Source organism: Scytonema sp. HK-05, assembly GCF_963872035.1.
Taxonomy (GTDB): domain Bacteria; phylum Cyanobacteriota; class Cyanobacteriia; order Cyanobacteriales; family Nostocaceae; genus Kalymmatonema.
This window is the reverse complement of record NZ_CAWMYC010000018.1, coordinates 1-22,989: the sequence shown is the minus strand read 5'-3', so window position 1 is coordinate 22,989 and position 22,989 is coordinate 1. Positions and strand designations below refer to the sequence as shown.

The window sequence follows — 22,989 nt, the reverse complement described above, 5'->3', positions numbered from 1 at the left end:
AGCATGGTGCGCCTAACACACCCTACAAGAATTTTATTTTTACTTTATAAATGACCTCTTATCTGTTTGTTTTAAAATATAAAAATTCTACTTGATTTGGGAAAATCGCGCATGGTGAGATTCGCGACAATTTCGCCAAAGTCGGGAATCTTGCCCGTTTCAAATTTCTTTAGCAGATGTGTGGAATAAAGTGACATTTGGCGAGACACAAAAAAATTAGGGTGGGCTACTCACCCACCCTTGACGCAACTTAACCTAAACAACCGATACTGGCGTCGCCCCATCATTCTTTATTTGATTTCTCACTTCCAAATTCTTCAACGCCGCTTCTGCTGCTTCTAAGTCATAAGGAAATGGTCGCTTATGGGGAATATAATCCCGCGCTTGTGGTGGTTTGTGACGCAACACTGCATTCACCAAAACACAGGGTTCTGAACTTAAATTAATCGCCCCGTGCAAAACTCCTGGCGGAATTATCACTAGCTGAGGACGGTCTTCACTTAAAGGAATATACTGATATTGCTTATTAAGCAAAGTGACGATGACAAACCGTCCCTTAACCACTAGGAGTTGGTCTGTGTGCGTTTTGTGAACAAATAAATCATCTATTGTATTGGGCGGAACCTGTACCAGCATTGTTTCATGACTGGCTTGGGCGGTAAAGAACTCAACCATCCCCCCTTTGCTAGATTCCAGCCTACGGATTTCGATTCCCCTGAATTTACTCATAACGGTGTTGTAAAAGAGCATCGTAAAAATTGAAGCTTTGTCTTCAATCTTAGATGCTCAATCAAAAAAAATTGTTACTTTGGCAACAAAAGATGACCAAAGTATGGTAGGGGAACTGTTAAATTTATCCGCTGATAGAAACCTTCAAACTGCTGGGTTCTGCCAAATTACCTTCCAACACAATTCCGCGCTGATTTGCGTGTAAATGACGCAATATCTTGTAAATTTGCTCAATTTGGTTTGTTGCAGCTGCTTTTTGAGCAACCTGTTCCAGAGAAAGGGCGGTTTTTTCTGTTTGCAAAACTTCCAAGACTCGTTTTTGTAAGTCAAGAATGGCAGCGGCGGCTTTTTTACCAGCTTCTACGCCTGGTTGATGGTAGGCGTTGATGTTCACTAAGTTGCCATAAAAACCGACAGCGCGGTCGTATAAAGCAATTAACGCTCCCACCGTCCGGGGATTGACTTGGGGAATGGTGACAGTAATCGAGTCGCGATGGTTTTCATAAAGCGCTTGTCGGGTTCCTTGGAGAAAACCAGAGAGATAATCGCCTGCTGTTGTTCCTGGGTCAATTTCTGTAGATGGACCGTTTCGGTCTTCCAAAACTTCAATAAAGGTAACAAAGAAATTCGCCACACCCTCGCGCAACTGCTGGACGTATGCGTGTTGGTCGGTTGAACCTTTGTTGCCATAAACGGCAATACCTTGGTGTACGATGTTGCCTTCTAAGTCTTTCTCCTTACCCAAAGATTCCATTACCAGCTGTTGCAAATAGCGGCTGAATAACAGTAAACTGTCTTTGTATGGTAGGACAACCATGTCTTTTTCGCCTCGTCCATTGCCTGCATAGTACCAGGACAAAGCTAACAATGCGGCTGGGTTCTGTTTGATGTCAGGGACGCGGGTGGCGTCATCCATCTCTTTTGCACCTTGTAGCATGGCGAGAATATCGATGCCTTGTAACGCCGCCGGTAACAGCCCCACAGCAGACAACTCTGAGGTGCGTCCTCCCACCCAGTCGAACATGGGAAATCTTGCGAGCCATCCTTCGGATTTTGCTTGTTCATCCAGCTTACTACCTGGCATGGTAATAGCGATCGCATAATTCGCAAAGTCCAAATTCTGTCCAGCGTAAGCCTTTTTGACTTCAATCATGCCGTTGCGCGGTTCGGGCGTTCCCCCAGACTTGGAGATCACCAATACCAAAGTGCTGGCAAGGCGGTTTCTCAGGTGAGTCAAAATGCGGTCAATTCCTGCTGGATCACTATTGTCAATAAAGTGAATTGCCAGAGGTGGGAAGTCTGTGGCTAAAGCCTCAGCAACGAATTCCGGACCCAAGGCAGAACCACCAATGCCAATCGAGATAATATCAGTGAAGCGGTTAGCTTTTGGGGAGTGAATCCCACCAGTGTGGATTTTTTCGGCAAATACTTCGATTTGCTCTATGGTATCGACGATTTCTTGTGTGAGTTCTGGCGTCGGGGCTAAATCGGGATTTCGCAGCCAGTAGTGTCCAACCATGCGGTTTTCGTCTGGGTTGGCGATCGCCCCCTTCTCAAGTTCCGCCATATCCGCGAAAGCTTTTTCAAACTTCGGCTGCAACTTCTCTACGAAGGCATCATCAAACCGCATCCGGCTTACATCGAGGTACAGTCCTAATCCTTCATGGAAATATAACCATTCCTGGTAGCGTTGCCAAAGTGCCGTAGCGTCCATAGGGAAATCTCAAGTAAAGTGATTTTCATTCAACAAGTTTAAGCCAAGGTGCGGCATTCCCCTGTCTACCTTATACAGTTTTAAGTGTTTGCCTAATTATTCACCTTAAACATCTGGCATAGGTATGACCCTCGCTTACGCTTAAATATTGCCAGCACATAGAAACTACATCGGAACAGACTGTCCTGCTGCAAATACTTGTTTTGCGGTGAGTTGTAAGTTGGGAAAGCTTGAGGAAACAAGTTGGTCGTTATTTTGAAATAACTGTTTTTGATACTCATCCTCTACTAGGGTACAAATTGTCACCGTTGGCTGTTTGGGTTTACCAATATATTCTCTGCCACCAATGCCCAGATAATCGACAATCCAATACTCAAACACCCCTAAGGTGGCGTAATCTTCAACCTTACGGGCGTAGTCGTTTTGCCAGTTTGTACTGACGACTTCAGCAATGAGTTTAGTTGAGTTTCCTAATGTAATGACAGGTTCTTTTTGCCATAACGGCTCATTTATGAGTCGAGTTTCGTCTAACACAATCAGATCGGGACGAAATGCAGTATCTGTCCCCAACAGTTTGATGAGGCATCGATGGGGGATAAAATAGTTTGCATCCTGGCGGTCAATTTCTACATTCAGTTTTCGCCCAATGAAGGCGGATACCTGCTCATGTGGTCCAGTTGGTTCCATCTCGATTAATTCACCATCAATTAACTCATAGCGATCGCTATCGCCGTAGTAGGCAATAAATTCATCAACAGTTAAAAGTTTTGGCGCTGCTTGAACCATTGTGATTGTTCCTGATAATTCTTGCGTACCCAGAGTTTTTGTTTTTAAACTAATTCTAAGTCAGCAGCAATGCCGAAGTGGTCGCAAGGGTACAAAGTACGGTTTTGCCGTCCTGGCTGATCGAGAATGGCTTTGCACCGAACGTAGCCGCAAATGTTCATTGATGAAGATGTAGTACAATGTCCCGCGCCAGCTTTTATCAATGCGTAATATCAACTAATGACTCATGACTTAATAACTTATGGTTGAATATCTCATTTTCTTAACGATTTCTACCTCAATTTTTGCTTTGTTCGGTTTGGGACTGAACTTGCAGTGGGGTTTTACTGGCTTGATTAACTTTGGTCATGTTGCCTTTATGACGCTGGGCGCGTACACCACTGTGTTGTTAAGTTTAAAGGGTGTTCCTTTATTGCTGTCAGCAATTATTGGCGCAGTTGTTGCAGCATTATTGGGATTGGCAATTGGTTTCTCGACTTTGCGTTTACGAGAAGATTACCTGGCAATTGTGACCATTGGCGTTGGCGAACTGATTCGTCTTGTGGTGAATAACCAGGATTTACCTGTGGGGAATGAGTGGAAGCCTGGGGCGTTTGGTGTACAAAGTTACCCCATACCTTTAGCAACTCTTGTGCCCAATATATTCATCAAACTTTTGCTTATTGGGGTGTTGACGCTACTTGCTGGTATAACTTTATGGCAGTTGTGGCGATGGATTCGCGTTTCTAAAGTATCAAATATTGCTAATTCACATAAGAAAGTAGGTGGCAACCAAGAATTCATATCACGCCTGGTGATAGGAGTTTTGTTGGCAGTCTTAACAGTGGCTGTTTATATATCTGGTGCGATCGCCTTATATAACTACAACCCAACAGCAGGTTTGATGCTGATGTCACTGATAGTATTAGCTTTTGTGTTCTGGCGGCTGGAAATTTTAGTGCGATCGCCTTGGGGTCGAATCCTCAAAGCGATCCGCGAAGATGAAGAGATTCCCAAAGCATTAGGAAAAAACGTCTTTTGGTATAAACTACAGTCACTGATGCTAGGAGGTGCTATTGCAGGTATTGCAGGTGCTTTCATCGCATGGCAACTTTCGGCAATTTATCCAAATAATTTTGAGCCGCAGGAAACTTTCAACGCTTGGATTATCGTCATTTTAGGTGGTTCTGGCAATAATCTTGGCACAGTCTTGGGCGCGATTATTTACTTTATATACTATGAAGGGACGCGCAACTTAGATAAAATTATCCCTCTAGATTCAGACCGTTTAAGTGCATTGCGGATCATGATCATAGGTCTTATCTTGATGGTACTGATGATTTGGCGTCCTCAAGGTATTTTAGGGAAAAAGGAGGAACTCACCCTTGGCAAATAACGAGTCGTCCCAATTTCCGCTGTTGTCTGCAACAGGGCTTTGTAAAAACTTTGGTGGGATTAAAGCAGTCGATAATGCCGAAATTCAAGTGCCAAGTGGTAGTATCACTGGCTTGATTGGTCCTAACGGTGCAGGAAAAACCACATTATTTAACTTACTCTCAAGCTTCATCCGCCCTGATAAAGGACGGGTGACGTTTGATGGCGAACCGATACAACAGTTACCGCCATACCAAATTGCCCAAATGGGAATGGTTCGTACCTTTCAGGTAGCCCGAACTCTGTCGCGGTTGTCGGTGCTGGAAAATATGTTGCTAGCAGCACAAAAACAAACAGGCGAGAACTTTTGGCAGGTACAATTCCAACAACACAAAATTGTCCAGGAACAAAAAGCACTCAAAGAACGGGCGCTGTTGCTGTTGGAATCGGTGGGATTAGCGCACAAAGCATATGATTACGCGGGAGGACTGTCTGGTGGACAGCGCAAGCTGCTGGAGATGGGAAGGGCGCTGATGACTGAACCCAAATTAATTTTGTTGGATGAACCAGCCGCTGGCGTGAATCCCAGACTGATTGATGAGATATGCGATCGCATTATTGCTTGGAACAAGAATGGCATGACATTTCTGATCATTGAGCATAATATGGATGTCATAATGTCATTGTGCAATCAAGTTTGGGTGCTAGCCGAAGGACGAAATCTTGCTAACGGCACACCAGAAGAAATTCAGCGCAATTCCAAAGTTTTGGAAGCTTATCTGGGGAAATCAGCGTAAAAGTCAACCCCCTTTCGGGAATTCAAAATTCAAAATTCTCAATTCAAAATGAAGAATTTCGTTTTTGAATTTTGGATTTTGAATTAAAGCGTAAGCGAGGGCACAGTTTTGGTTTAGTGTTTCAGCAGCAACTATTGGGTTTCTCTTTATCATATATGTAGGTTTTTTTTACTTATTAAAGCGACAACCCCAACTGACACTGCTGAACACTCTTCCAGGGATGGCTATAGAAGCAGTAGCAGCACTATTTTTTAAGCAAGCTGAAGACACAAGAAAGCGGGCGACAGAACTTTATAATCGCTTACGTTTAGATGATAAGCAAACACAAGCTATTAGTCTCATAGAATCTATAGAAAATCAAGAGCTACGAGATTTCGTTAAAGCTCAATGGGCGCTCCAAATTGTAGGATTAGAATCTCATTCGGTGGATCTCAGTCCTTACTCGTACAAACTGCCGTTGCCTAATGACTCAATTTACGAAAAAGATGAACAAAACAAAACTAGCGTAACAGAAAAAGAAAGTCCTAGTACTAGACACTTTATTCGTTAAAGGCAAGCCAGGTTCATGGGTAGAGATTTTTAATTCGTAGTAAGCGCTTTAGCGCTAAAGCGCTTACTACAAAGCCATCATTGATTAATGATAGGTAGTTCACTGTTCAGTTATCAGTGCTCAAGCATTAGCCTGCTTACGATACCTTTGAGTTAATCCTAAAGCAGATTGAGCAGAGGGGAATGTAGAAGTCGCTGTTTGCACAGATAATTGATTCACTGTTATCGGTTGAGACTCATATTCTGTATTAGTAATGACTAGTGGTTTGGTAACGGCTTGAGAAATTGTGGTTTCTGTAGTTTTTGTAGAAACAGGTGTAGAAACAACTGGCGCAACCTGTGGGCGAGCAATTGTATTTACAGCAGCTGTGGTTGCTTGAGCTTTGCTCTCATTTTCCTCCAAAAACCATTTCAGTTGAGACAGCGTTGGATTGGATGGTGAAAGTTTAAGCGCTTCAATTTGAGAGTCTTTTTCCGCTATCACCTTTTGGAGATTGGACAACTGCTTTTCTAACTTAGAAGATTGATCTAACGAATGACGCAATCCCCACACGAGTGCGCCCGCAAGTCCTAGTCCAAGACTAAACACAGCTCCCACTCCGGGAGAAACAATATCTTTGAGTTCCCCATAGAAAATTTCTTGACTCTCTGTTTGGATCTTCACAGGCTTAGACCCTTGGAGGGCTAAGAGCAACATGAAGGAAGCAAAGAGTGTACCTGAGATCACTACGGTTGGCAGTAAGATTTTTTTGAACATAACGAAAACCTACTGGTATCCAGCGTGAAGACAACTTAAGTAATTAAAGACCTGCACCCTTACTGAAACACTGTATTTGCTGCCTAAAAAATTTAAAAATCCCAAGTCGGGGCAACACAATGATGTAAATTATACTTATTTTTTCATTGAAAGTTAGTAAATGAGTCAAGGATTTGCTTAGATATTTTTGATGAAGAATACCAAAAATCTCTAAAATTTTTGTATATTTTTTCTTATATCATCAAGAAAATACTGTTTTTCTGTAGAAAATTCTTTTTAAAAGTAACTATATCTACAAAATATACTTAATTAAACCGTAAAACTACTTAAAAATTGTCTTCACTCGTTTTCAATCAATTGCCGTAGCAAGCCTTGTCAAGCGCTTGCTCTCTGGAAAATGAATGAGCCCTGCCCAAAGCTTCCGGAGGACTACAGAAGGCTTTTCCGCCCCAAGCAATAAATTCGCTCTTAATATATTGAACTGCCTCCCAACAAGCGATCAAACTCCTGTTTGATGATTGCATAACACTCACAGGTGGCACCTTGGAGACCTTCTCTATCGACAATTGTCATTTTGCCACGCTTGTAGCTGATTAACCCCGCCTTCTGAATAATAGCGGCAACCACACTCACGCTGGCACGACGCACCCCCAGCATTTGCGCTATGAACTCCTGAGTGAGGGGAAACTGGTTTGACCCCACTCGGTCTTGGGTCATCAGCATCCACCGGCAAAATCGTTCTTCAATCGAGTGCAGGCGGTTGCAAGCAGAAGATTGGGCGATTTGGTTAATTAGGGCTTGCGTGTAGCGGAGCAGCAGTGCGTGAACAGGGCTACCTGGAGTCACTTCGCGTTGGAATACATCTGCCCTCATCCTGAAAGCTTCGCCAGGGACCTGGGCAAAAGCCTCACCAGGAATTGTATTGGCTCCCAGGAATACGGGCAGCCCCACCATTCCTTCATTGCCCACCGTCCCTACTTCGACTGCATCGCCATTTTCCATAAGATTGAGCAGAGAAACGACGCCATAGTTGGGGAAATAGATGTAGTCGATGGGTTCGTTGGGTCTATAGAGGATTTGCCTGTATTCTAGGGGTACTAGTTGTAGATGAGGTTGGAGGCGTTCCTGTTCCTGTGTTGGAAGGGTAGCCAGCAGGCGATTTTTTAGTGGTTTAGGTTGGTCTTGGGACGCGGACATAAACAGCCTCTTTCAGCCATTTGTATATCGAGAAAGATAACTCACGGCATTGCTCAAAGCCTTCTAGCGAAAGATGAGCTTTGCTGTAAAGAATTTCTGTATGCAAGCGTACAGAAATTCTTTACCATATAATAGGCTTAAGTACGCTAGCATACATAAGCGTTCTACTTCAGCTCACATACTCAAGTAGGCAACAACATCATCAGCTGAGAAAGAAAAATGTGATTTCGCAACAAAAACACAGAGTTATCTCGGACTTCCCCAATGTTGCCTATAATGTAGTGGCGATCGCCGCTTCAAGAGGTGGGCTGAAAGCAATTAGCCAAATTGTTTCGGCATTGCCACCTGGCTTTCCGGCAGCGATTATTGTGGTACAGCATTTGTCTCCCCAGTTCCCCAGCTACATGGCGGAAATCCTCAGCAAACGCACGGCTTTGCAAGTCAAGCAGGCAGAACAAGGGGATGTGTTACGACCAGGGACAGTCTACATCGCTGTTCCTGGTAAGCACCTGCTGGTGAACCCAAACGGTACCCTGTCCCTTTCAGATGCACCAAAGATGAACTTTGTCCGCCCTGCAGCTGATAAAATGTTTGCATCAGTAGCGGCTAATTTTCAAGGTCGAGTGTTCGCGGTCGTCCTTACTGGTGGAGACGGTGATGGCGGTTTGGGGGTGATAGCCATCAAAAAGTCTGGCGGTATAATTATCGCTCAAGATGAGGCGAGTTGCGAGTGTTTCAGTATGCCCCAATCTGCTATTAACACTGGGACAGTCGATTTTGTTCTTCCTCTAGATGCGATCGCCAACCAATTAATCAGCCTGGTTATAACAGAAAAAGTAGCCTGACAAGAACTATCGCCAAAATCGAGCCATTCATCTGGCGGACTAATGTCAGCCAGATGAATGGCTTTCGGCTTTTGTCTGGTTGAACTTTGCCTGACGGCTCATGAATGAAGCTTGAGAGCCAACAAACTGAATTCCCACTTCATTCAATTGAGCTTTAACTTCTCTAGACTGAGCCTGAATTCCCTGAGAATACTCTCTAAGTATCCTAGATTTCGCCCTAACTTCAGCACCTTGCTTTTTCACCTCCGTAATCTTAGTTTTTAACGCCTCAAAATTAGTGGATATGCAATTGTTTGGCTCACTTGTCAAAGGTTTAATACAATGTGAGTTGTGTATCTGCTCCAACTCTGAAGGTTTGACAGGTAAATTATAGATAGCGCTGAGGAGTTTCGCTAAAGTTTCACCGACAGGCTTTTTACTTACCAAAATTTGTTTAACTAATTGTTTAGCCTGATCAAGCGTTAGCCACGGTGAATTAAGAGCAGCACACAAGTCCTCATTTGTATAACGCAACTCTTGCTTGATCTCTTCGATTTCTAACTGCTTGTACTGCAATAGTTGCTTGAGAGTTTCTATTTGCTCGCACAAAAGCTCTACTGTATCTTCAATTTCTGGTCTTTCACCAGAGTCAAGGTCAATTGAATCTGTAAGAAGATTATCTGCATCACAATTGGTATTTTCTGGGAGTTGCTCAAGTCGCTGACTAACTTGATTGCTTTTGGATATATACTCTATGTCATTTAATAATAATAAAACCTTGCTTAAAATCGAGCCTGGTTCGCTTTTTTGGCTACCAGGCTCGAAGTTTTCTAAGAATGTTGTCTTGATAGAGTCGTCCAAACTATCCATCTATTACGCTCGCGCAATCTTCTCAACTTGTTTTACTAGAGAGCAAGTAGCAACGATGTACAATTCTTGCACTTGCCACAAACCTCTAGTGTATTGCTTTGCGCTCTCGTTTGTCTGTCCGCAACCGTACGCAGTTATCCCAGGTTGGTTTTACCCCTCCCCTTAATCCCCTCCCCGCTTGCGGGGAGGGGAGGTTTTGGCGTAAGCCAAAGCCGGGGTGGGGTTCATGCACCGAATAGGCACTAATCAACCGGGCTTGATATCATTGCTCAGGGCTCAAAACAACTCATGGAGAGGTTGGTTCCTCCACAGGACGCACAATTGCGGGTGTTGTCGGTCTATTTTGTTGGAAGATTGCAGCAAGTGCTTGTTCTAAATTTTCTGCCATGACAATCCGGTTATTGTAGGCAACAATGACCCTAACAAACGTTGGCAGGCTATTTTGTTCAGCTTCTATATACAGGGGTTCGACATACAGCAGCGATCGCTCAATTGGAATGACTAACAAATTTCCTTGAATTGCTTTTGAACCTTGGCGGTTCCACAGAGAAATTTGCTGCGAAATTAGTGGATCTTGGTTAATCAAAGCTTCAATTTGTTCTGTTCCATAAACCAATTGCTGTTTAGGAAACTCGTAAAGCAACAATTTGCCGTATTCTTCCCCATCGGAACGCGCTGCTAACCAAGCAATTAAATTTGCACGTTGTACAGGCTTGAAGGGCAGTAGTAAAATGAACTCCTCTGATTGTGCTTGAGGGAGTTTCAGAATCAGGTAGTAAGGCTCTACCTGCTGTTGAACGCTTCCGTAAATTTCGTTGGGGATTTGCCACAAGTCTTCCCGGTTGTAGAAAACCTGTGGATCTGTCATATGATATGTTAGCAATCGCTCGGATTGGATGCTGAAAAAGTCTTGGGGATACCGGATATGGCTGCGCAGCGCAACTGGCATCTTGTCCAACGGTTTTAGTAAGTTGGGGAAGATAGCCCCGAAAGTATGAATAATTGGATCTGTTGGATCAGCAACGTAGAAATTGACAGTGCCATTGTAGGCATCAATCACAACTTTTACAGAATTACGAATATAGTTAAATCCATGTTTGCCTGGATCAGAATATGGGTAGCGATCGCTTGTGGTGTAAGCGTCTATTATCCAGTACAGATAAGTCTTTTCACCTTTGATATCTGTTCCTCCCCCATTTGCAGCAACGAGGTACGGGTCAGTATCGTAGCGTAAAAAAGGAGCGATCGCCTGCACTCGTTCTTTAATATGACGGCGAAAGAGCAGCTTTGTTTGCGATGTAAAATTGCGCGTTAGCAGCATCTGCCAATCTTTAAGATATTGGGCAAATACTAAGCGCCGCCACACTGAATTGAGCGAAATCCCACCGCGTCCATCGTAGATGTTATAGACATTATCATTGCCGCTGGGATAGTCCAATTCTTGGCTTTTTGTCCCTGTCATCACATAAGTGTTGGTCATTTCCCCGTAGTAAATGCGCGGTTGACCAATGGGAATACTTGAGCGAACTGATTCATTCGATATCTGCAACGAACCCTCGTTACCAGTATCATCAACTCCAATATCTTGAACGTAGTAATAAGGTAATCCACCTGGAGCTACAACATTCACAGGACTGAGTGTAAAGCCGTAGCCATGAGTATAAATAAGATGTTTGTTGATCCACGTTTTTGCTTGTTGAGGAACGCCACCATAATCTAATTCCCGCGCTGCAATGATTGTCTGTTGCTTTTCAGTTCTGTTCTCTCGTTTGAGGGTGTAACGGTCAATGTCAGCGCCGGGAAACTTGTAGTAAGGTCGAATTTGTTGCAACTGACGATTGCTTTCTAACAAGGGGCGTGTATCCCACAACCGGATATTGCGAATTGTCAGGTCATTTTCTTGCAAATCAGCCGCAGTCAGTTGACCTCGCGGGTCAAAAGTTCTCGCTTCTATGGGGTTTAAATGAAAAGCTTCTCGGGTGAGGGCGATAGTGCGTTCAATGTAAGGGCGTTCGCGGGTGAGTTCATTTGGTTGTACAACCAAGCGTTGTACGACTGAAGGTAAAATTTCACCTGAAACCGCCGCCACTAATATATATAATCCTAATGCGTAAATTATTTGGGGTGGATAGGGAATTGGTTTAAAACTTGTTTTCCTTGCTCTTGACAAAACAATCATTCGCAGTAGCAAGTAAACAGCGATCGCCACTGCCAAAAGACTCAACCCGGTATATATTGGCAACAGCACCTTAATATCGGTGTAGCTAGCCCCATAGATGACGCCACGGGTGGAATACAAAAGTTTATAGCGTGCAAGGCAATAATGCAGGGCAACTGCCAACATGAAGAAACTACTTAAGGCGTTTAAGTGGAGTCGCTGCGCTATAGAAAACCCTGCAAATCTTCCCTCACTCAGACTATTTGCCGAACGCAGGTAAATTAACGCTACTGCTGCAACGCCAAACAGAAACAGCCCTACTAGCCAAAATGCCAACAGTTCCCAAATCGGCAGAGAGAATATATAAAAGCTAATGTCTTGGTGAAATAGTGGCTCTGTTTGGTTAAAACTGGTGACATGGAAATACTGTAAAACTTGATCCCAATATGCCGACAACAGGAAACCGAAAAGCAAACTAACCAGGAGGGCGATCGCCCTTAAGCAAAACTCATGATCAATTAAAATTGCAACACTCAACACCAGCAGCAAACCCAACTGCACAATTGGAATCCCAATCTGCTGCATTTGCACTTGCTGCGACACCTGTTTTAACCAAGGTGGTAATGACAAGGAAGTGGTTGGCAATTTTATATCCGGATGCCAAAAATCTAAAGCTTGCTGACTGTAGTAAATCAGTATCAACCCCACGACAGCACTCAATGCTATCACCACTGGCAAAAGCAAGGGTAATCTCAGTTCTGATTTTGATGCTGCTTGGTGTTCATAAATAATATCTGACCTCAGCCCTGGGGTAATCCTCTGTACTTGCACAGAAGGGGTGGGAGTGAGGTGCTTTAGCCGAGAGGCGACAATAAAATTGCTGAGTAAAAAACCAGCTGAGGTGAAGAAGGCGATCGCCCACAATCCTAGCCGCGTCACCAACCGTAGCCAAAATTCTCGTAAATATCCTACTTCCTCAAACCACAGTATTTCTACTGCTAGGTGACTCGCTAAATCAAAAAATAGCCACAACCCTAACAGCAGTACAACCAATATATAAACTTTTTTGTTATTTTTTACCATCCTTGATAAAGTGGCGCAGCAAGTACCAGAATACAGCTACATTTACTATAAATACCACTAACTTAAGTATTGTTGTTCCTTTAATTAACTCAAATATTTCTGGTGGAATACTAATTCCAACTAGCCCCAGTACTAATAATTTCGCCCAGGTTTTTTGATACCACAAACCCACAGCTTCAATTGCTGTGACAACTGCATAGATTCCAGCTGCTATTCCGCTCAGCTGTAACGTTTGCCTTTTGGCATTGATAATCTTTTCTAGAACCCATTCAATAATTGCTAACTTGCCTTCTAAAACATAGGATTCAGAAAAATCAATTAAATTATCATAGTTTTTCAGAGCTAAAAGTAAAATTACCGATGTAATACCAAGAAGCAAAGCAACAAAAGCTTTGTAAATGATAATTGCAATTAAACCAGGTGGGCGCTTATTGTTTGTGGAATTTCTTCGCATAGTTAAAAGTTCAACTTTCCCTCAAACTTTAGCAAACACCCAAGCATTGCATATTTTACTTTTTCACTTGGTTTATTTTAACAAAACAGAAATATAAGATTCCCGACTTCTCTAAGAAGTCGGGAATCTGAGCGTTATCTGGTGTCAACTTCAAAACACGATTAAGACTCAGCTAAACTGCTCCTCTACATCCAGGTTAAACAACTTTTGCAGAGTTTGCATACAGTGGCGTCTTGCCTCAACATCTTGCTGAGCTCGCAATTGCACCATCGGGTCATGTAAAATTTTGTTAACAATACCCCGCGTCAAGGCTTCGATAACTTCTTGATGTTTTTCGGCAAATTCTGAACCCAATCTCGACAAAGCTTTTTCGAGTTCTTGTTCGCGGATAGTTTCGATTTTATTCCGCAAACAGCTGATTGTGGTGACAGTTTCAAGCGATCGCCACCAAAAATCAAAAGCTTCCACTTCCTGTTCTAAAAGTGCTTCTGCTTCCTGGGCGATTTTGCGGCGACTTTCTTGGTTTTGTGCTACCACCGCCTTTAAGTCATCCACATTAAACGCCTGCACGTTTGCTAGTGCGTTGACATCAGCATGGACGTTGCGTGGTACGGAAATATCAATTAACATCAAACGTCGGCTGGGTTCCAAAACCATCTCCAATTTGGCGCGATCCAGAATTGGCTCGGTCGCTGACGTACTTGTAAATACTAAATCAGCTTCGGTAATTACTGAAATCATTTCCGAGAGCAAGCACATTTTGATGGATTGTTCGGGGAACTGCTTTGCCAATTCCTCCGCCCGCGCCAACGAGCGATTTAAGACACAGATTTGGTCAGCGCCTTTAGACAGCAGGTGTTGTACTAGCAACCGCGACATTTTGCCAGCACCCAGAATTGCCACTCGACAAGCTGCTAAATTTTCCAATTTCATCTGCGCCAACTCCACAGCAGCAGAACTGATGGAGACTGCACCAGTGCCAATGCTGGTTTCAGTTCGCACCCGCTTACCTGCTGTAATGGCTTGTTTAAATAATCGATTCAAAACTGTTTTTATACCGTTGTATTGCTGTCCGAGTTTGTGAGTATTCTTCACCTGAGCCAGAATTTGACCTTCTCCCAGTACCAGGCTATCTAAACCAGCAGCAACACGCATCAAATGCATCACAGCATCTTGATGTAGCAAAACAAACAGGTCTTGCCGGAGAAATGTCACTGGTAACTTACTGTGTTCTGACAGAAATTGAGTGACTTCTCGAATACCGTGTTCGGTTTCCTGGGCAACAATGTAAATTTCCAGGCGGTTACAAGTGCTTAGTATTGCGACTTCTTCAATATGAGGATAACTAAGCAGGTGCGCGATCGCGCCTTCGGTTTGTGGTTCTGGAATACTCAGCTTTTCCCGGACTTCTACTGGGGCTGTTTTATGGCTTAACCCCACCACTGCTATATTCATTTGCTAAATGGTAATTGCTAATCGGTATTTGGAAAAAGTTAGGAGTTAGGGATATTAGGAGTTAAGAGGAGCCAGTGCGTCGGCGAGCCGAAGACAGTTGCAACTGCCGTCTTTAGAGTTAGGAATAAAGCCTTGAGTTGAGAGTGAAGAGTTAGGAAGAAAACTCATAACTCCTGACTTTTCACTCCTGACTTTTTCACTCTTGACTTTTTATTCCTGACTCCTCACTCCTGGCTCCTCACTTTCTAGTGCAGCTGCACAATTTTAGGCTCATCAAACATATGAATGGTATCCACAAAACGAGCTGTTTTTGACTGGTTGGAGATAACCAGGCTTTGAGTTCTTGCTCCGCCCTTGAAGAAGCGTACACCTTGCATCAGGTTGCCACTGGTGATACCGCAAGCTGCGAACAGAACAGTTTCACCAGATGCCAGTTCATGAGCATCGTAGACCTTATCGGGGTCATTGATATTCATGGACTTCAAGCGATCAACGTTAGCTTGTTTACTTTCCCCAATCAGACCTGTTTTCACTACTTCTGGATCGTAGATCAGTTGCCCTTGGAAGTGTCCACCTAAAGCACGCATTGCAGCTGCGGAAATGACACCTTCAGGAGCAGCACCGATACCCATGAGGGCATGGATATTCGTACCGGCAAAACCACAAGATACCGCTGCGCCCACATCACCATCCGAAATCAGCTGCACTCTCGCTCCGGCTTCGCGAATTTCTTTAATCAACTCGTTGTGGCGTTCGCGCTTCATAACAACTACCACAAGTTCTTCAATAGAGCGGTTTAAACTCTCGGAGAGAATCTTGAGGTTTTCGGTTGCTGACTTGTTGATGTCCACCTTGCCCTTGGCTGCTGGAGGTGCTGCTAGCTTCTTCATGTAGAAGTCAGGAGCAGCAAATAATCCTCCTTTTTGAGAAATTGCCAAGACAGCCATCGAACCAGGTTGTCCGTATGCTACCAAGTTGGTACCTTCACAGGGGTCAACGGCGATGTCAATTTCAACTAATTCATCTGGGTTACAGAAGTCTTTGGCATCTGGACGCGAGCAAATACCGACTTCTTCCCCAATGTATAACATGGGAGCGTCATCGCGTTCGCCTTCGCCAATAACGATACGACCACGCATATAAATTTTGTTCATCCGTTCCCGCATGGCTTCCACAGCCACTTGGTCAGCGGTATTTTTTTCACCTTTTCCCATCCAGCGTGCGGATGCAATGGCGGCTTGCTCAACTACCTCAATAATTTCTAACCCAAGTGTATTTTCCACAAATGCCCTCTCAATTGCTTGGTTTTGCGTCGTTCCAGAAACCTGTTTCAGTTTTCAAGTCTACCAAAGGGCGGATACCTATGGAAAATAGTATCAACTAGCGACTATGTTAAGTTTTGCTTCTAATGTAGTGTGTAGGGGGTCGAGGGGCAGGATGTACGGATGAATCAGGGAGTACACCACACCCTTAATTTTCTATAGCCTCCAAAGCTTTCAGCGTCGCAATAGTCGCTTGAGTTCAACCTGTAACACCAGTAATGCTCATCCCCTGGTAGAGTCCGTCAATTATCAAAGTTTTGTCACAACGACCTGTACTAACATCCCAAATTTTGGGCGTTTCATCTTGGGTTAGAAACTGTTGATTGGTTGGTCGTGGTCGTTAGTCGTAGAGTCCTTTTTCAGAAGTGCATGATTTTTGCTTGTATTCCCTATTGATAACTAAGTAGGTCAACCTAATTAAATGTAAGACCTCGCTTCCATTCCTCTCCCCTAGTAGGGAAGAGGCTTTGGCTCTCCCCCTTTCCTTATAGGGAAGGGGGCTGGGGGGTTAGGTTTGTTTTATGTTTTTTAAGGTTGACGTACTTAAAAGCTACCAAAATTTTCTCGGAATTTTGTAGACAACTTTACCTGAATTTACTTGAATTTCGTTGTATCTACTATCGCCAGATGATTTTATTAACCTAAAAGTGAAAGCCTTTAAAGTAAGCAGCACCCCGCTGCTGATTGTGGCTTTACTTACTCTAAATTTGTGAATTTTATACCAATTTAGCGTCAAAGGAGTGTCTAAACTACTGCTGCAACACCAAACACTAAAAACTATTTATAAGGTAGAACCATTTTGACTAAGGGAGAGAGATTAATATGTCACTTGAGATATCGATAGCATTATTTTCATATTTGTTGGGTGTCATTATCCAATGGCTTGGATTTAGAGAAAAATTAAGAGAGTTCGACGAATATATAAATTTTCCAATAGTTTGGGCAGCAAAAGTAGTCACAATGGTTGGTTGCTTTCTAAAGGCTTTGACATGGCCTTACAGCCTAATTTTAGATAATGAACTTATGTAGTGAAAAATCAAAAACCGTATTAATATCTAGTCCAACCTTTGAAGATATAGCAGTCCGTGCAGGATTTGTGAACAACAAGATTCCCGACTTCGCAAAAGTTGTCGGGAATCTGAGCATGGGCGATTTTTATAAATCAAATAGGATTGCTATAGCGATTTTAACTAACAAGTTACTCCATTTGTCGGGCAACTAGTTGAGCAAATAACCCCTGGGTGTTAACCAGTTCCACGAAACTACCCACCTGTACCACACGCCCAGCTTCAAGCACATAAATTCGGTCAGCATTGCGAATCGTGCTGAGGCGGTGGGCAATCACTATGCGAGTTGCATTCAACTGATCTAAACTTTCAGTGACGATCGCCTGCGTGCGGTTATCCAAAGAACTGGTTGCCTCATCCATTAAGATTATTTTCGGCTTATTCACAAGCGCCCTCGCAATCAACAATCGCTGTCGCTGTCCCCCAGAAAGATTGCTACCGCCTTCACTGATAACTGTGTGCATCCCCATCGGAAGAAGCGCGATATCATCAGCGAAACCTGCCATTTGCGCCGCCTCCAAAGCTTGCTCGTGGGACACTAATGCTCCAGCGCTGATATTCTCAAAAATTGAGCCAGTCCCAATTCGACCATTTTGCAGCACCACCCCCAGCTGCCTTCGCACTAAGGCAAGATTCAGTTGTGCCAAGTCAAAGCCGTCATAGTAAACTGTTCCTGACTCTGGAGTCTCAAACCCCAACAACAACCTTAATATTGTTGATTTCCCACTTCCCGAAGGTCCCACTATCGCGACAAATTCGCCTGGTTCTGCGTGGAGACTAACATCATTGAGAATTGGCAACCCATCGTCATGATAGCGAAAGGTAACATGGTCTAAGGCGACTCGACCCATCAAGGAACCGGGGTTTGCTTTGGTAGAATCATACTCCGGTTGTGCATGCAAAATCGGCTTTGCCCGCTCCCACAAGGGTACAATTGCCAAAATGTCAGTCAAAGTATTACTGAGGTCGCTCACCCCCCCAATAAAAATGCCCAATGCAGCATTAAAAGCCAAAAACGTACCCACCGTCAGCCCCCCTGTCTCTTGCATCGCAATAGACTCAGTCGCAAACCAAAACAACAGCGCCGAAGTGACTAAGGACAGTACCTCGTTAAATACAGAAACATTGTCTCTAATCAGTTGGAAACTAGCCTTGAGCCTGGAACGCTTGCTGTACTGCTGTGCCCAAGCCGCAAACGCCCGTTCTTCTGCCTGCGCCACCCGCAGCTTGGCTACGCCGTTAATAAGTTGTACCGTTAGCCCATTAATTTCACCATCTAGTTCTTGCTGCTGTCGCAACTGACGTATGACCAGTAAGCTAGCAACAGTAGTGACAACAGTTGTTAGCAGGGCTATACCCACCCCCACTAAAGCGAGTTGCCAACTGTAAACAAACATCAGCACCAAGTTCAGTAGAGCAAACAGTCCGCTCAATAACGTGCGTTGCGTTCCTCCCGACAGTTTCTGACGAATCTGGTTCACTGACAAGGTGCGGTTTACCAAGTCGCCAGAAGAATAGGAGCGAAAAAATGCTGGACTTAATCTCAGCAGTCGGTCCCAAATTGCAGGCTGCAACGCGCCCGAAGCAGCGTTTTCCACGCGCAGTGAAATAATCCCTTGGGACATGGCAAACGCTGTCTTTCCCACAAGAAGTGCAAACAGCAACAGCCCTATTTGCCATAACAAGCTCTTATCGCTATCTGGAATCGCATTATCTACCAAAAGCGCTGTTGCTTGGGGCACCACCATACCCAACACCGAGCCAACAATCCCAGCTACTAACACGAGAACAATGTCTTTTTGATAGCCCTTGATGCCAAACTGAAACAACGCAATGACATTTTTGACAACTTTGGGTAACGGTCGATAAAACTGGTATGCTTGCGGTGCTAGCGTTGCGGCTACTGCCTGATTGACAATTTTGCGACTTTGTGCTGCAGGGTCAAATAAAACATAACGCCTACCTGCTGGCAATAAAGCCACCGGACGGTTTTCTTGTTGGTTATAAGCCAACAGGGGACCATGCTCATGAAGCCACCAGCCATCCTCTAGGACTACGCGACGCGTGCGAATTTGCGAAGAGCGAGCAATAGCCTCTACTGGATCTTTCACTCGACTAAGGTTATCTGACTGCGCTGGCGGACTAATCGTTATCCCCATTGCTCGTCCTACTGCTCCCGCCGCCACCAGCAGCGGCGTTCCTTGCTCAAAAAATGCAGTTTCTTGCTGCGGTTGCAACACAGCAGCTAACTTAGAAAGCGCAGAGTCTACTACCTGACGATTGAGTTGTTCTCGTTGTTGAAATTGGCGAAAGGCTGTCTCTGTTTCCTGCTGTTGGAGCTTCTTTAAACAGTCGAAGAAATCAGAATGTAAATCAGCCAAAATGCTTGGCAAAAAAGCAGCATTTTCTGACTTTATTAATGATAAGTAGCGCTCAAAATTTGCTGCTGTGGGTTCCGTCTTGAATATCTCATTTAAATGATTTACCCAACCTTCTAATAGGGCTATTGCACTGGCTTCTCCCGCCGCTACTTGTGCTGCTAAATCAGTTATTGAAATTTGAGATAATTCTGTTGCCTCGATTGCTATAGCCGCTAGACCCAACGATTTTTGATTATCGACTGCTGCACCAAACAACGCCTCGAGAGCGCCTACGCTGAACAGATAATGGCGATTGGGTAAAGCCCCGCCCTCTAGTATTTTTTCCTTGACTTTTGTCGTAAATAATGCTAAAGAACCAGTTTTAACGATCCACACCTTTTCTGAGTCATCTAGTAGTAAAGGTTCATTTGCTTTGAGACGATACAGAATTTCCATTTTTCTATTACAAAAGCAGGTGGCGATCGTGGAGCGTCCAATTATCCATAGTGACCCTGATATAGCAATCCTAAATCATTGGTGAACAAGATTCCCGACTTCACCGAAGTTGTCGGGAAGCTAAGAATGCTTAATAGCTCTGTGGTAGCACTCAATGGTCCAATGGATTGAATGTAATACCTTAAATTCCGCTTGAGTAATTGCAATTAGTGCATCTTCATCCGGTACAAACATGATATAGTATCTTTTCTCTGGGGCTAGTCTCACCTGTTGCCTTCTTCGATAAATAAAATACAATTATCAATAAGTACATATAGGAGTCATATTTGATTTTTGAAAAAAACCAAGAGATAATACGGAGATAAGTGACAAGTATAATGAGGAACAATGATGAATCACCACTTGCAGCAGGCGATCGCTGAACTAGAGGAATTTATAGTTCAAAATCTAAATGCTCGTGAAGTGAGAAAAGGGTTAGCAGTAAATCGCGGTTTATCAAGGTTACTTATATGAGGAAATCCAGAGAATTCTTGGCGTTTCACTTGGTTCGATAACAGGTTGGAAACAAGTATACGAAGAAAATGGAATTGATGGTCTCAGACTAAACTACAAAGGAAGAAAGAGCTATTTGAGTACCGAGCAGCGAGAGCGATCGCTCAAGAAAACCTCAGATGTAATTATATTTCTCTTGGAGAATATCGCTGATTCTAGCGAAATTTCCGATTTTTACTATATTTTAGTCGAATTGCACCCACATAATCCGGAGAGATTAGTCGCACCTTCACTCACCAGTGTATGTACTCCCATCGGCATAGCGGCGATATCATCAGCGAAACCAGCCATCCGCGCCGCTTCGCAACCATCATCGATAGATAGGTAAATTTTCTTCTAAACGCTGAAGCCAAGGTATGATACTTTTTAGCTTTTCTCCCTCGTCTTTCGTCACCCAGTAAAACTCCCATGTTTGCTGGAGATTGAGCCAAAACTCTGCACTATTTCCACAGGACTTACGCAACTGGCATAAAGCGGGGGCAGGGCAAATAACATCTGAACATGACTTGCGCGGGAGTAGTATGGGGAATTTGCGCTTCAAGGTATGCCTAAAGACAGGAGCGATCGCCTATATCTATGTCAATTAGTCCTTACTACCTTCACAACCAGTTCTCGATTAAGTCGCACGCTGTGATTAAACCCTGTTCAGCTTTAATTTTTTCACCAACTTCAACAGCGCGTCTTTTATAATCAGGTGTCAATATTTTTTTCTGTAAAACATTAGCTATTCCATCTACTGTCAGCTTCTGTGAGTCCATGACAGCTCCCACCCCTAATCTCAGCACCTGTAGCGCATTAAAAAATTGATCGTGACCTAAGGGTTCCACCAGCAGTGGACAGCCATTACGCAACGACCGCGCAATTGACCCGACTCCGCCATGAGTAATCAGGGCGGCTGCACGGGAAAACAACCAATCGTGTGCTATAAAACCATTTGCAAACATGACGCTATCTCGCTCGATGTCTGATGGTAAATGGCTTTCATTGAAGTCTGCCCAGCCTTGTTGAATCAGAATTCGGCGACCTAATTTAGCCGCAGCGCGGACGTGAACTTCCACAACTTCCTGAGGATTTTCCACAGGCACACTGCTATATGAAAGCACTAAAGGTTTGGGTTCCCCCTCAACAAATTCTCTAAGCTCTTGACTGGGTTGCCAGCCGCTCCAATCTGGATCTTCATAAAACCAGAAACCTGTTTGATATAGTTGAGAATATTCTGGAGATAACTGGCAAAAATAGGGACTGGCAGCCAAAATAAAACGGCTAAAATCTTTGGTATTTCGCCAACTATCCTCAAAAAATGTTTGATCTTCAGTTTCTGCCATAGAAAAGCAAAGAGGAAACGGAGTAACAGAAGATCGAACCCAGCAAATATTATAAATATCTGCTACCATAGCTGCGACTGCATCCTGCAAAAGACAAGAAATTACCATATCTGCACCTTGACATGCCTTTAGCAGACAGTACAGGCTATCTTTCATGTTATGCTGGAACCCCACATTTACAGATTTTTTCATTTCTTCTGGCGACTCCGCCCTCAACATAGGCAAGTGGTTCCATTTTTGTGCATAACGTTGCACTTCTTGAGGACCTATATTTGGACGACCGAGAGGAAGTGCTTCCAGTCCAGCTTTTAAAACATAGGGATATATTGCCTCATTTACCACCATACGTACTTGATGCCCTCTAGTTTTTAGGACTTTTCCAAGTGCAATGTAAGGCAAGTAGTCTCCTAATGTACCGTAACTTGTGATGACTATAGTACTCATGTGTAGATAGTGGTGAAGGGGACTGGGGATTATGGATTGGGGATTAGGTTTACATAAGTTCTGCGGACATGCGCTTTACGAAAAATCATGGAAAGGGCAACAAAACGAGGCTTGGTTTAATAAGGGGGGAATGTTAAAAACCCCCTTTTTAAAGGGGGTTGGGGGATTTCTTCTGCCTAAGTCTTAGCCAATTTACTTAGAACATAAGTGCGCTCTTTATGGACGCAAGCCGTAATAGCTTCCGGCGCTCCAACGCTTTAACGTAAAAGTCGATAGAAAGCGCGATGGCACCGAGTGCCCGCCTGCGGCGATCGCGCAGAACGACTTTGAGTCAAGTAAATCGCCCCTATCACGTCCGCAGGGCTGTCCTTAGCACAGATCTCCCCCCTAAATGGTTACAAATCCCTTAGACGGAGAGATCCGCACTTATCTTTAACAATCCACCTGCTATCTGTTTCAAATCTTCTTCTGAGAGTTCACCGTCTGTAAACACCTGGTTGCTGGGTTGCTCTTGTGAAGGATTCATGTTCGTTCGCTTCCTATAGTAATGTCTAGTATTTACATTACTTATTGTTATGGTTTATACATTAAAACTCTTCTATCTCAAGGCAGATATCATGTATCAAAAAATATGTATCAAGTTACTTGCGGAGACAATTGTCAGTAAATCTTTCTAATCATGCTTCAGTGCGGAGCAAGTTAACATATTTCCCCCCTGAGTGCCATAACTCCTCATG

At 43.8% G+C, this 22,989-nt stretch carries 18 protein-coding genes and 3 pseudogenes; 8 read left to right on the top strand and 13 right to left on the bottom strand.

The features are described from left to right. Window positions 1-255: 255 nt before the first annotated feature. The 3 genes from AACT52_RS04055 to AACT52_RS04045 all read right to left on the bottom strand — a co-directional run bounded on the left by AACT52_RS04055 (window position 256) and on the right by AACT52_RS04045 (window position 3,229). Entirely contained in the window at window positions 256-729 is a 474-nt protein-coding gene (locus AACT52_RS04055) for a dTDP-4-dehydrorhamnose 3,5-epimerase (protein WP_073636157.1), read from the bottom strand. Between the two features lie 124 nt (window positions 730-853). Beyond that, entirely contained in the window at window positions 854-2,443 is a 1,590-nt protein-coding gene (locus AACT52_RS04050; protein ID WP_073636154.1) for a glucose-6-phosphate isomerase, read from the bottom strand. Window positions 2,444-2,608: 165 nt separating this feature from the next. Further along, window positions 2,609-3,229, bottom strand: coding sequence for a Uma2 family endonuclease (locus AACT52_RS04045; RefSeq protein ID WP_073636153.1), 621 nt, complete (start codon window positions 3,227-3,229; stop codon window positions 2,609-2,611). Between the two features lie 241 nt (window positions 3,230-3,470). On the opposite strand from AACT52_RS04045, the gene AACT52_RS04040 reads away from it, so the two are divergent. The 3 genes and pseudogenes from AACT52_RS04040 to AACT52_RS04030 form a co-directional block, all read left to right on the top strand. Further along, window positions 3,471-4,604, top strand: coding sequence for a branched-chain amino acid ABC transporter permease (locus AACT52_RS04040; protein ID WP_073636152.1), 1,134 nt, complete (start codon window positions 3,471-3,473; stop codon window positions 4,602-4,604). Continuing rightward, complete coding sequence (locus AACT52_RS04035) at window positions 4,594-5,379, top strand: ABC transporter ATP-binding protein (protein ID WP_073636151.1); 786 nt, start codon at window positions 4,594-4,596, stop codon at window positions 5,377-5,379. Before AACT52_RS04040 ends, AACT52_RS04035 begins: the two co-directional genes overlap by 11 nt. A 106-nt stretch (window positions 5,380-5,485) precedes the next feature. Beyond that, a pseudogene (locus AACT52_RS04030) lies at window positions 5,486-5,929 on the top strand (TRADD-N-associated membrane domain-containing protein); the annotation flags it as partial. Between the two features lie 120 nt (window positions 5,930-6,049). Here AACT52_RS04030 and AACT52_RS04025 read toward each other — a convergent pair. Both AACT52_RS04025 and AACT52_RS04020 read right to left on the bottom strand, forming a co-directional pair. Further along, complete coding sequence (locus AACT52_RS04025) at window positions 6,050-6,685, bottom strand: hypothetical protein (protein ID WP_233154217.1); 636 nt, start codon at window positions 6,683-6,685, stop codon at window positions 6,050-6,052. A gap of 468 nt (window positions 6,686-7,153) precedes the next feature. Continuing rightward, the gene (locus AACT52_RS04020) at window positions 7,154-7,882 is read right to left on the bottom strand and encodes a Crp/Fnr family transcriptional regulator (protein ID WP_073636149.1); all 729 of its coding nucleotides are present in this window, start codon (window positions 7,880-7,882) and stop codon (window positions 7,154-7,156) included. 224 nt (window positions 7,883-8,106) lie between these two features. On the opposite strand from AACT52_RS04020, the gene AACT52_RS04015 reads away from it, so the two are divergent. Further along, window positions 8,107-8,727 carry a chemotaxis protein CheB gene (locus AACT52_RS04015; protein WP_443216695.1) on the top strand — a complete coding sequence of 207 codons (621 nt, stop codon included), beginning with the start codon at window positions 8,107-8,109 and terminating at the stop codon, window positions 8,725-8,727. A gap of 45 nt (window positions 8,728-8,772) precedes the next feature. On the opposite strand, the gene AACT52_RS04010 is transcribed toward AACT52_RS04015, so the two are convergent. The 5 genes from AACT52_RS04010 to glpX all read right to left on the bottom strand — a co-directional run bounded on the left by AACT52_RS04010 (window position 8,773) and on the right by glpX (window position 16,009). Further along, the gene (locus AACT52_RS04010; protein WP_233154216.1) at window positions 8,773-9,576 is read right to left on the bottom strand and encodes a hypothetical protein; all 804 of its coding nucleotides are present in this window, start codon (window positions 9,574-9,576) and stop codon (window positions 8,773-8,775) included. Between the two features lie 286 nt (window positions 9,577-9,862). Next, entirely contained in the window at window positions 9,863-12,817 is a 2,955-nt protein-coding gene (locus AACT52_RS04005; protein ID WP_073636147.1) for a UPF0182 family protein, read from the bottom strand. Next, entirely contained in the window at window positions 12,804-13,271 is a 468-nt protein-coding gene (locus AACT52_RS04000) for a DUF2127 domain-containing protein (protein ID WP_073636146.1), read from the bottom strand. Before AACT52_RS04000 ends, AACT52_RS04005 begins: the two co-directional genes overlap by 14 nt. 168 nt (window positions 13,272-13,439) lie before the next feature. After that, window positions 13,440-14,726 carry a glutamyl-tRNA reductase gene (locus tag AACT52_RS03995; RefSeq protein WP_073636145.1) on the bottom strand — a complete coding sequence of 429 codons (1,287 nt, stop codon included), beginning with the start codon at window positions 14,724-14,726 and terminating at the stop codon, window positions 13,440-13,442. Window positions 14,727-14,971: 245 nt separating this feature from the next. Further along, window positions 14,972-16,009, bottom strand: a complete 1,038-nt coding sequence (glpX, locus tag AACT52_RS03990) for a class II fructose-bisphosphatase (RefSeq protein WP_073636144.1) — start codon at window positions 16,007-16,009, stop codon at window positions 14,972-14,974. 861 nt (window positions 16,010-16,870) lie between these two features. On the opposite strand from glpX, the gene AACT52_RS03985 reads away from it, so the two are divergent. Continuing rightward, complete coding sequence (locus AACT52_RS03985; protein ID WP_073636143.1) at window positions 16,871-17,077, top strand: hypothetical protein; 207 nt, start codon at window positions 16,871-16,873, stop codon at window positions 17,075-17,077. Window positions 17,078-17,246: 169 nt separating this feature from the next. Here the strand turns inward: AACT52_RS03985 and AACT52_RS03980 are convergent, their stop codons facing one another. Both AACT52_RS03980 and AACT52_RS41185 read right to left on the bottom strand, forming a co-directional pair. Then, entirely contained in the window at window positions 17,247-19,931 is a 2,685-nt protein-coding gene (locus AACT52_RS03980) for an NHLP bacteriocin export ABC transporter permease/ATPase subunit (RefSeq protein ID WP_083630795.1), read from the bottom strand. A 129-nt stretch (window positions 19,932-20,060) separates the two neighbouring features. Next, window positions 20,061-20,177, bottom strand: a pseudogene (locus AACT52_RS41185) (IS701 family transposase); the annotation flags it as partial. A gap of 165 nt (window positions 20,178-20,342) precedes the next feature. Here AACT52_RS41185 and AACT52_RS03975 point away from each other — a divergent pair. Together AACT52_RS03975 and AACT52_RS03965 are read left to right on the top strand one after the other, a co-directional pair. Continuing rightward, window positions 20,343-20,589, top strand: a pseudogene (locus tag AACT52_RS03975) (helix-turn-helix domain-containing protein); the annotation flags it as partial. Window positions 20,590-20,905: 316 nt separating this feature from the next. Beyond that, complete coding sequence (locus tag AACT52_RS03965) at window positions 20,906-21,070, top strand: hypothetical protein (protein ID WP_158054995.1); 165 nt, start codon at window positions 20,906-20,908, stop codon at window positions 21,068-21,070. Window positions 21,071-21,082: 12 nt separating this feature from the next. Here AACT52_RS03965 and AACT52_RS03960 read toward each other — a convergent pair whose 3' ends face one another. Beyond that, a complete protein-coding gene (locus AACT52_RS03960) occupies window positions 21,083-22,252 on the bottom strand; it encodes a glycosyltransferase (protein ID WP_073636141.1) in 1,170 nt (389 codons plus the stop codon). Between the two features lie 284 nt (window positions 22,253-22,536). Here AACT52_RS03960 and AACT52_RS03955 point away from each other — a divergent pair, with 284 nt between their 5' ends. Next, a complete protein-coding gene (locus AACT52_RS03955; protein WP_272937149.1) occupies window positions 22,537-22,662 on the top strand; it encodes a hypothetical protein in 126 nt (41 codons plus the stop codon). The last annotated feature ends 327 nt before the right edge of the window (window positions 22,663-22,989 follow it).

Bases quoted from the DNA above. Each gene is read 5' to 3' on its own strand.
- AACT52_RS04055 (WP_073636157.1), bottom strand. From the start codon at position 729: ATGAGTAAATTCAGGGGAATCGAAATCCGTAGGCTGGAATCTAGCAAA.
- AACT52_RS04050 (WP_073636154.1), bottom strand. From the start codon at position 2,443: ATGGACGCTACGGCACTTTGGCAACGCTACCAGGAATGGTTATATTTC.
- AACT52_RS04045 (WP_073636153.1), bottom strand. From the start codon at position 3,229: ATGGTTCAAGCAGCGCCAAAACTTTTAACTGTTGATGAATTTATTGCC.
- AACT52_RS04040 (WP_073636152.1), top strand. From the start codon at position 3,471: ATGGTTGAATATCTCATTTTCTTAACGATTTCTACCTCAATTTTTGCT.
- AACT52_RS04025 (WP_233154217.1), bottom strand. From the start codon at position 6,685: ATGTTCAAAAAAATCTTACTGCCAACCGTAGTGATCTCAGGTACACTC.
- AACT52_RS04020 (WP_073636149.1), bottom strand. From the start codon at position 7,882: ATGTCCGCGTCCCAAGACCAACCTAAACCACTAAAAAATCGCCTGCTG.
- AACT52_RS04010 (WP_233154216.1), bottom strand. From the start codon at position 9,576: ATGGATAGTTTGGACGACTCTATCAAGACAACATTCTTAGAAAACTTC.
- AACT52_RS04005 (WP_073636147.1), bottom strand. From the start codon at position 12,817: ATGGTAAAAAATAACAAAAAAGTTTATATATTGGTTGTACTGCTGTTA.
- AACT52_RS04000 (WP_073636146.1), bottom strand. From the start codon at position 13,271: ATGCGAAGAAATTCCACAAACAATAAGCGCCCACCTGGTTTAATTGCA.
- AACT52_RS03995 (WP_073636145.1), bottom strand. From the start codon at position 14,726: ATGAATATAGCAGTGGTGGGGTTAAGCCATAAAACAGCCCCAGTAGAA.
- AACT52_RS03985 (WP_073636143.1), top strand. From the start codon at position 16,871: ATGTCACTTGAGATATCGATAGCATTATTTTCATATTTGTTGGGTGTC.
- AACT52_RS03980 (WP_083630795.1), bottom strand. From the start codon at position 19,931: ATGGAAATTCTGTATCGTCTCAAAGCAAATGAACCTTTACTACTAGAT.
- AACT52_RS03960 (WP_073636141.1), bottom strand. From the start codon at position 22,252: ATGAGTACTATAGTCATCACAAGTTACGGTACATTAGGAGACTACTTG.
- AACT52_RS03955 (WP_272937149.1), top strand. From the start codon at position 22,537: ATGGCACCGAGTGCCCGCCTGCGGCGATCGCGCAGAACGACTTTGAGT.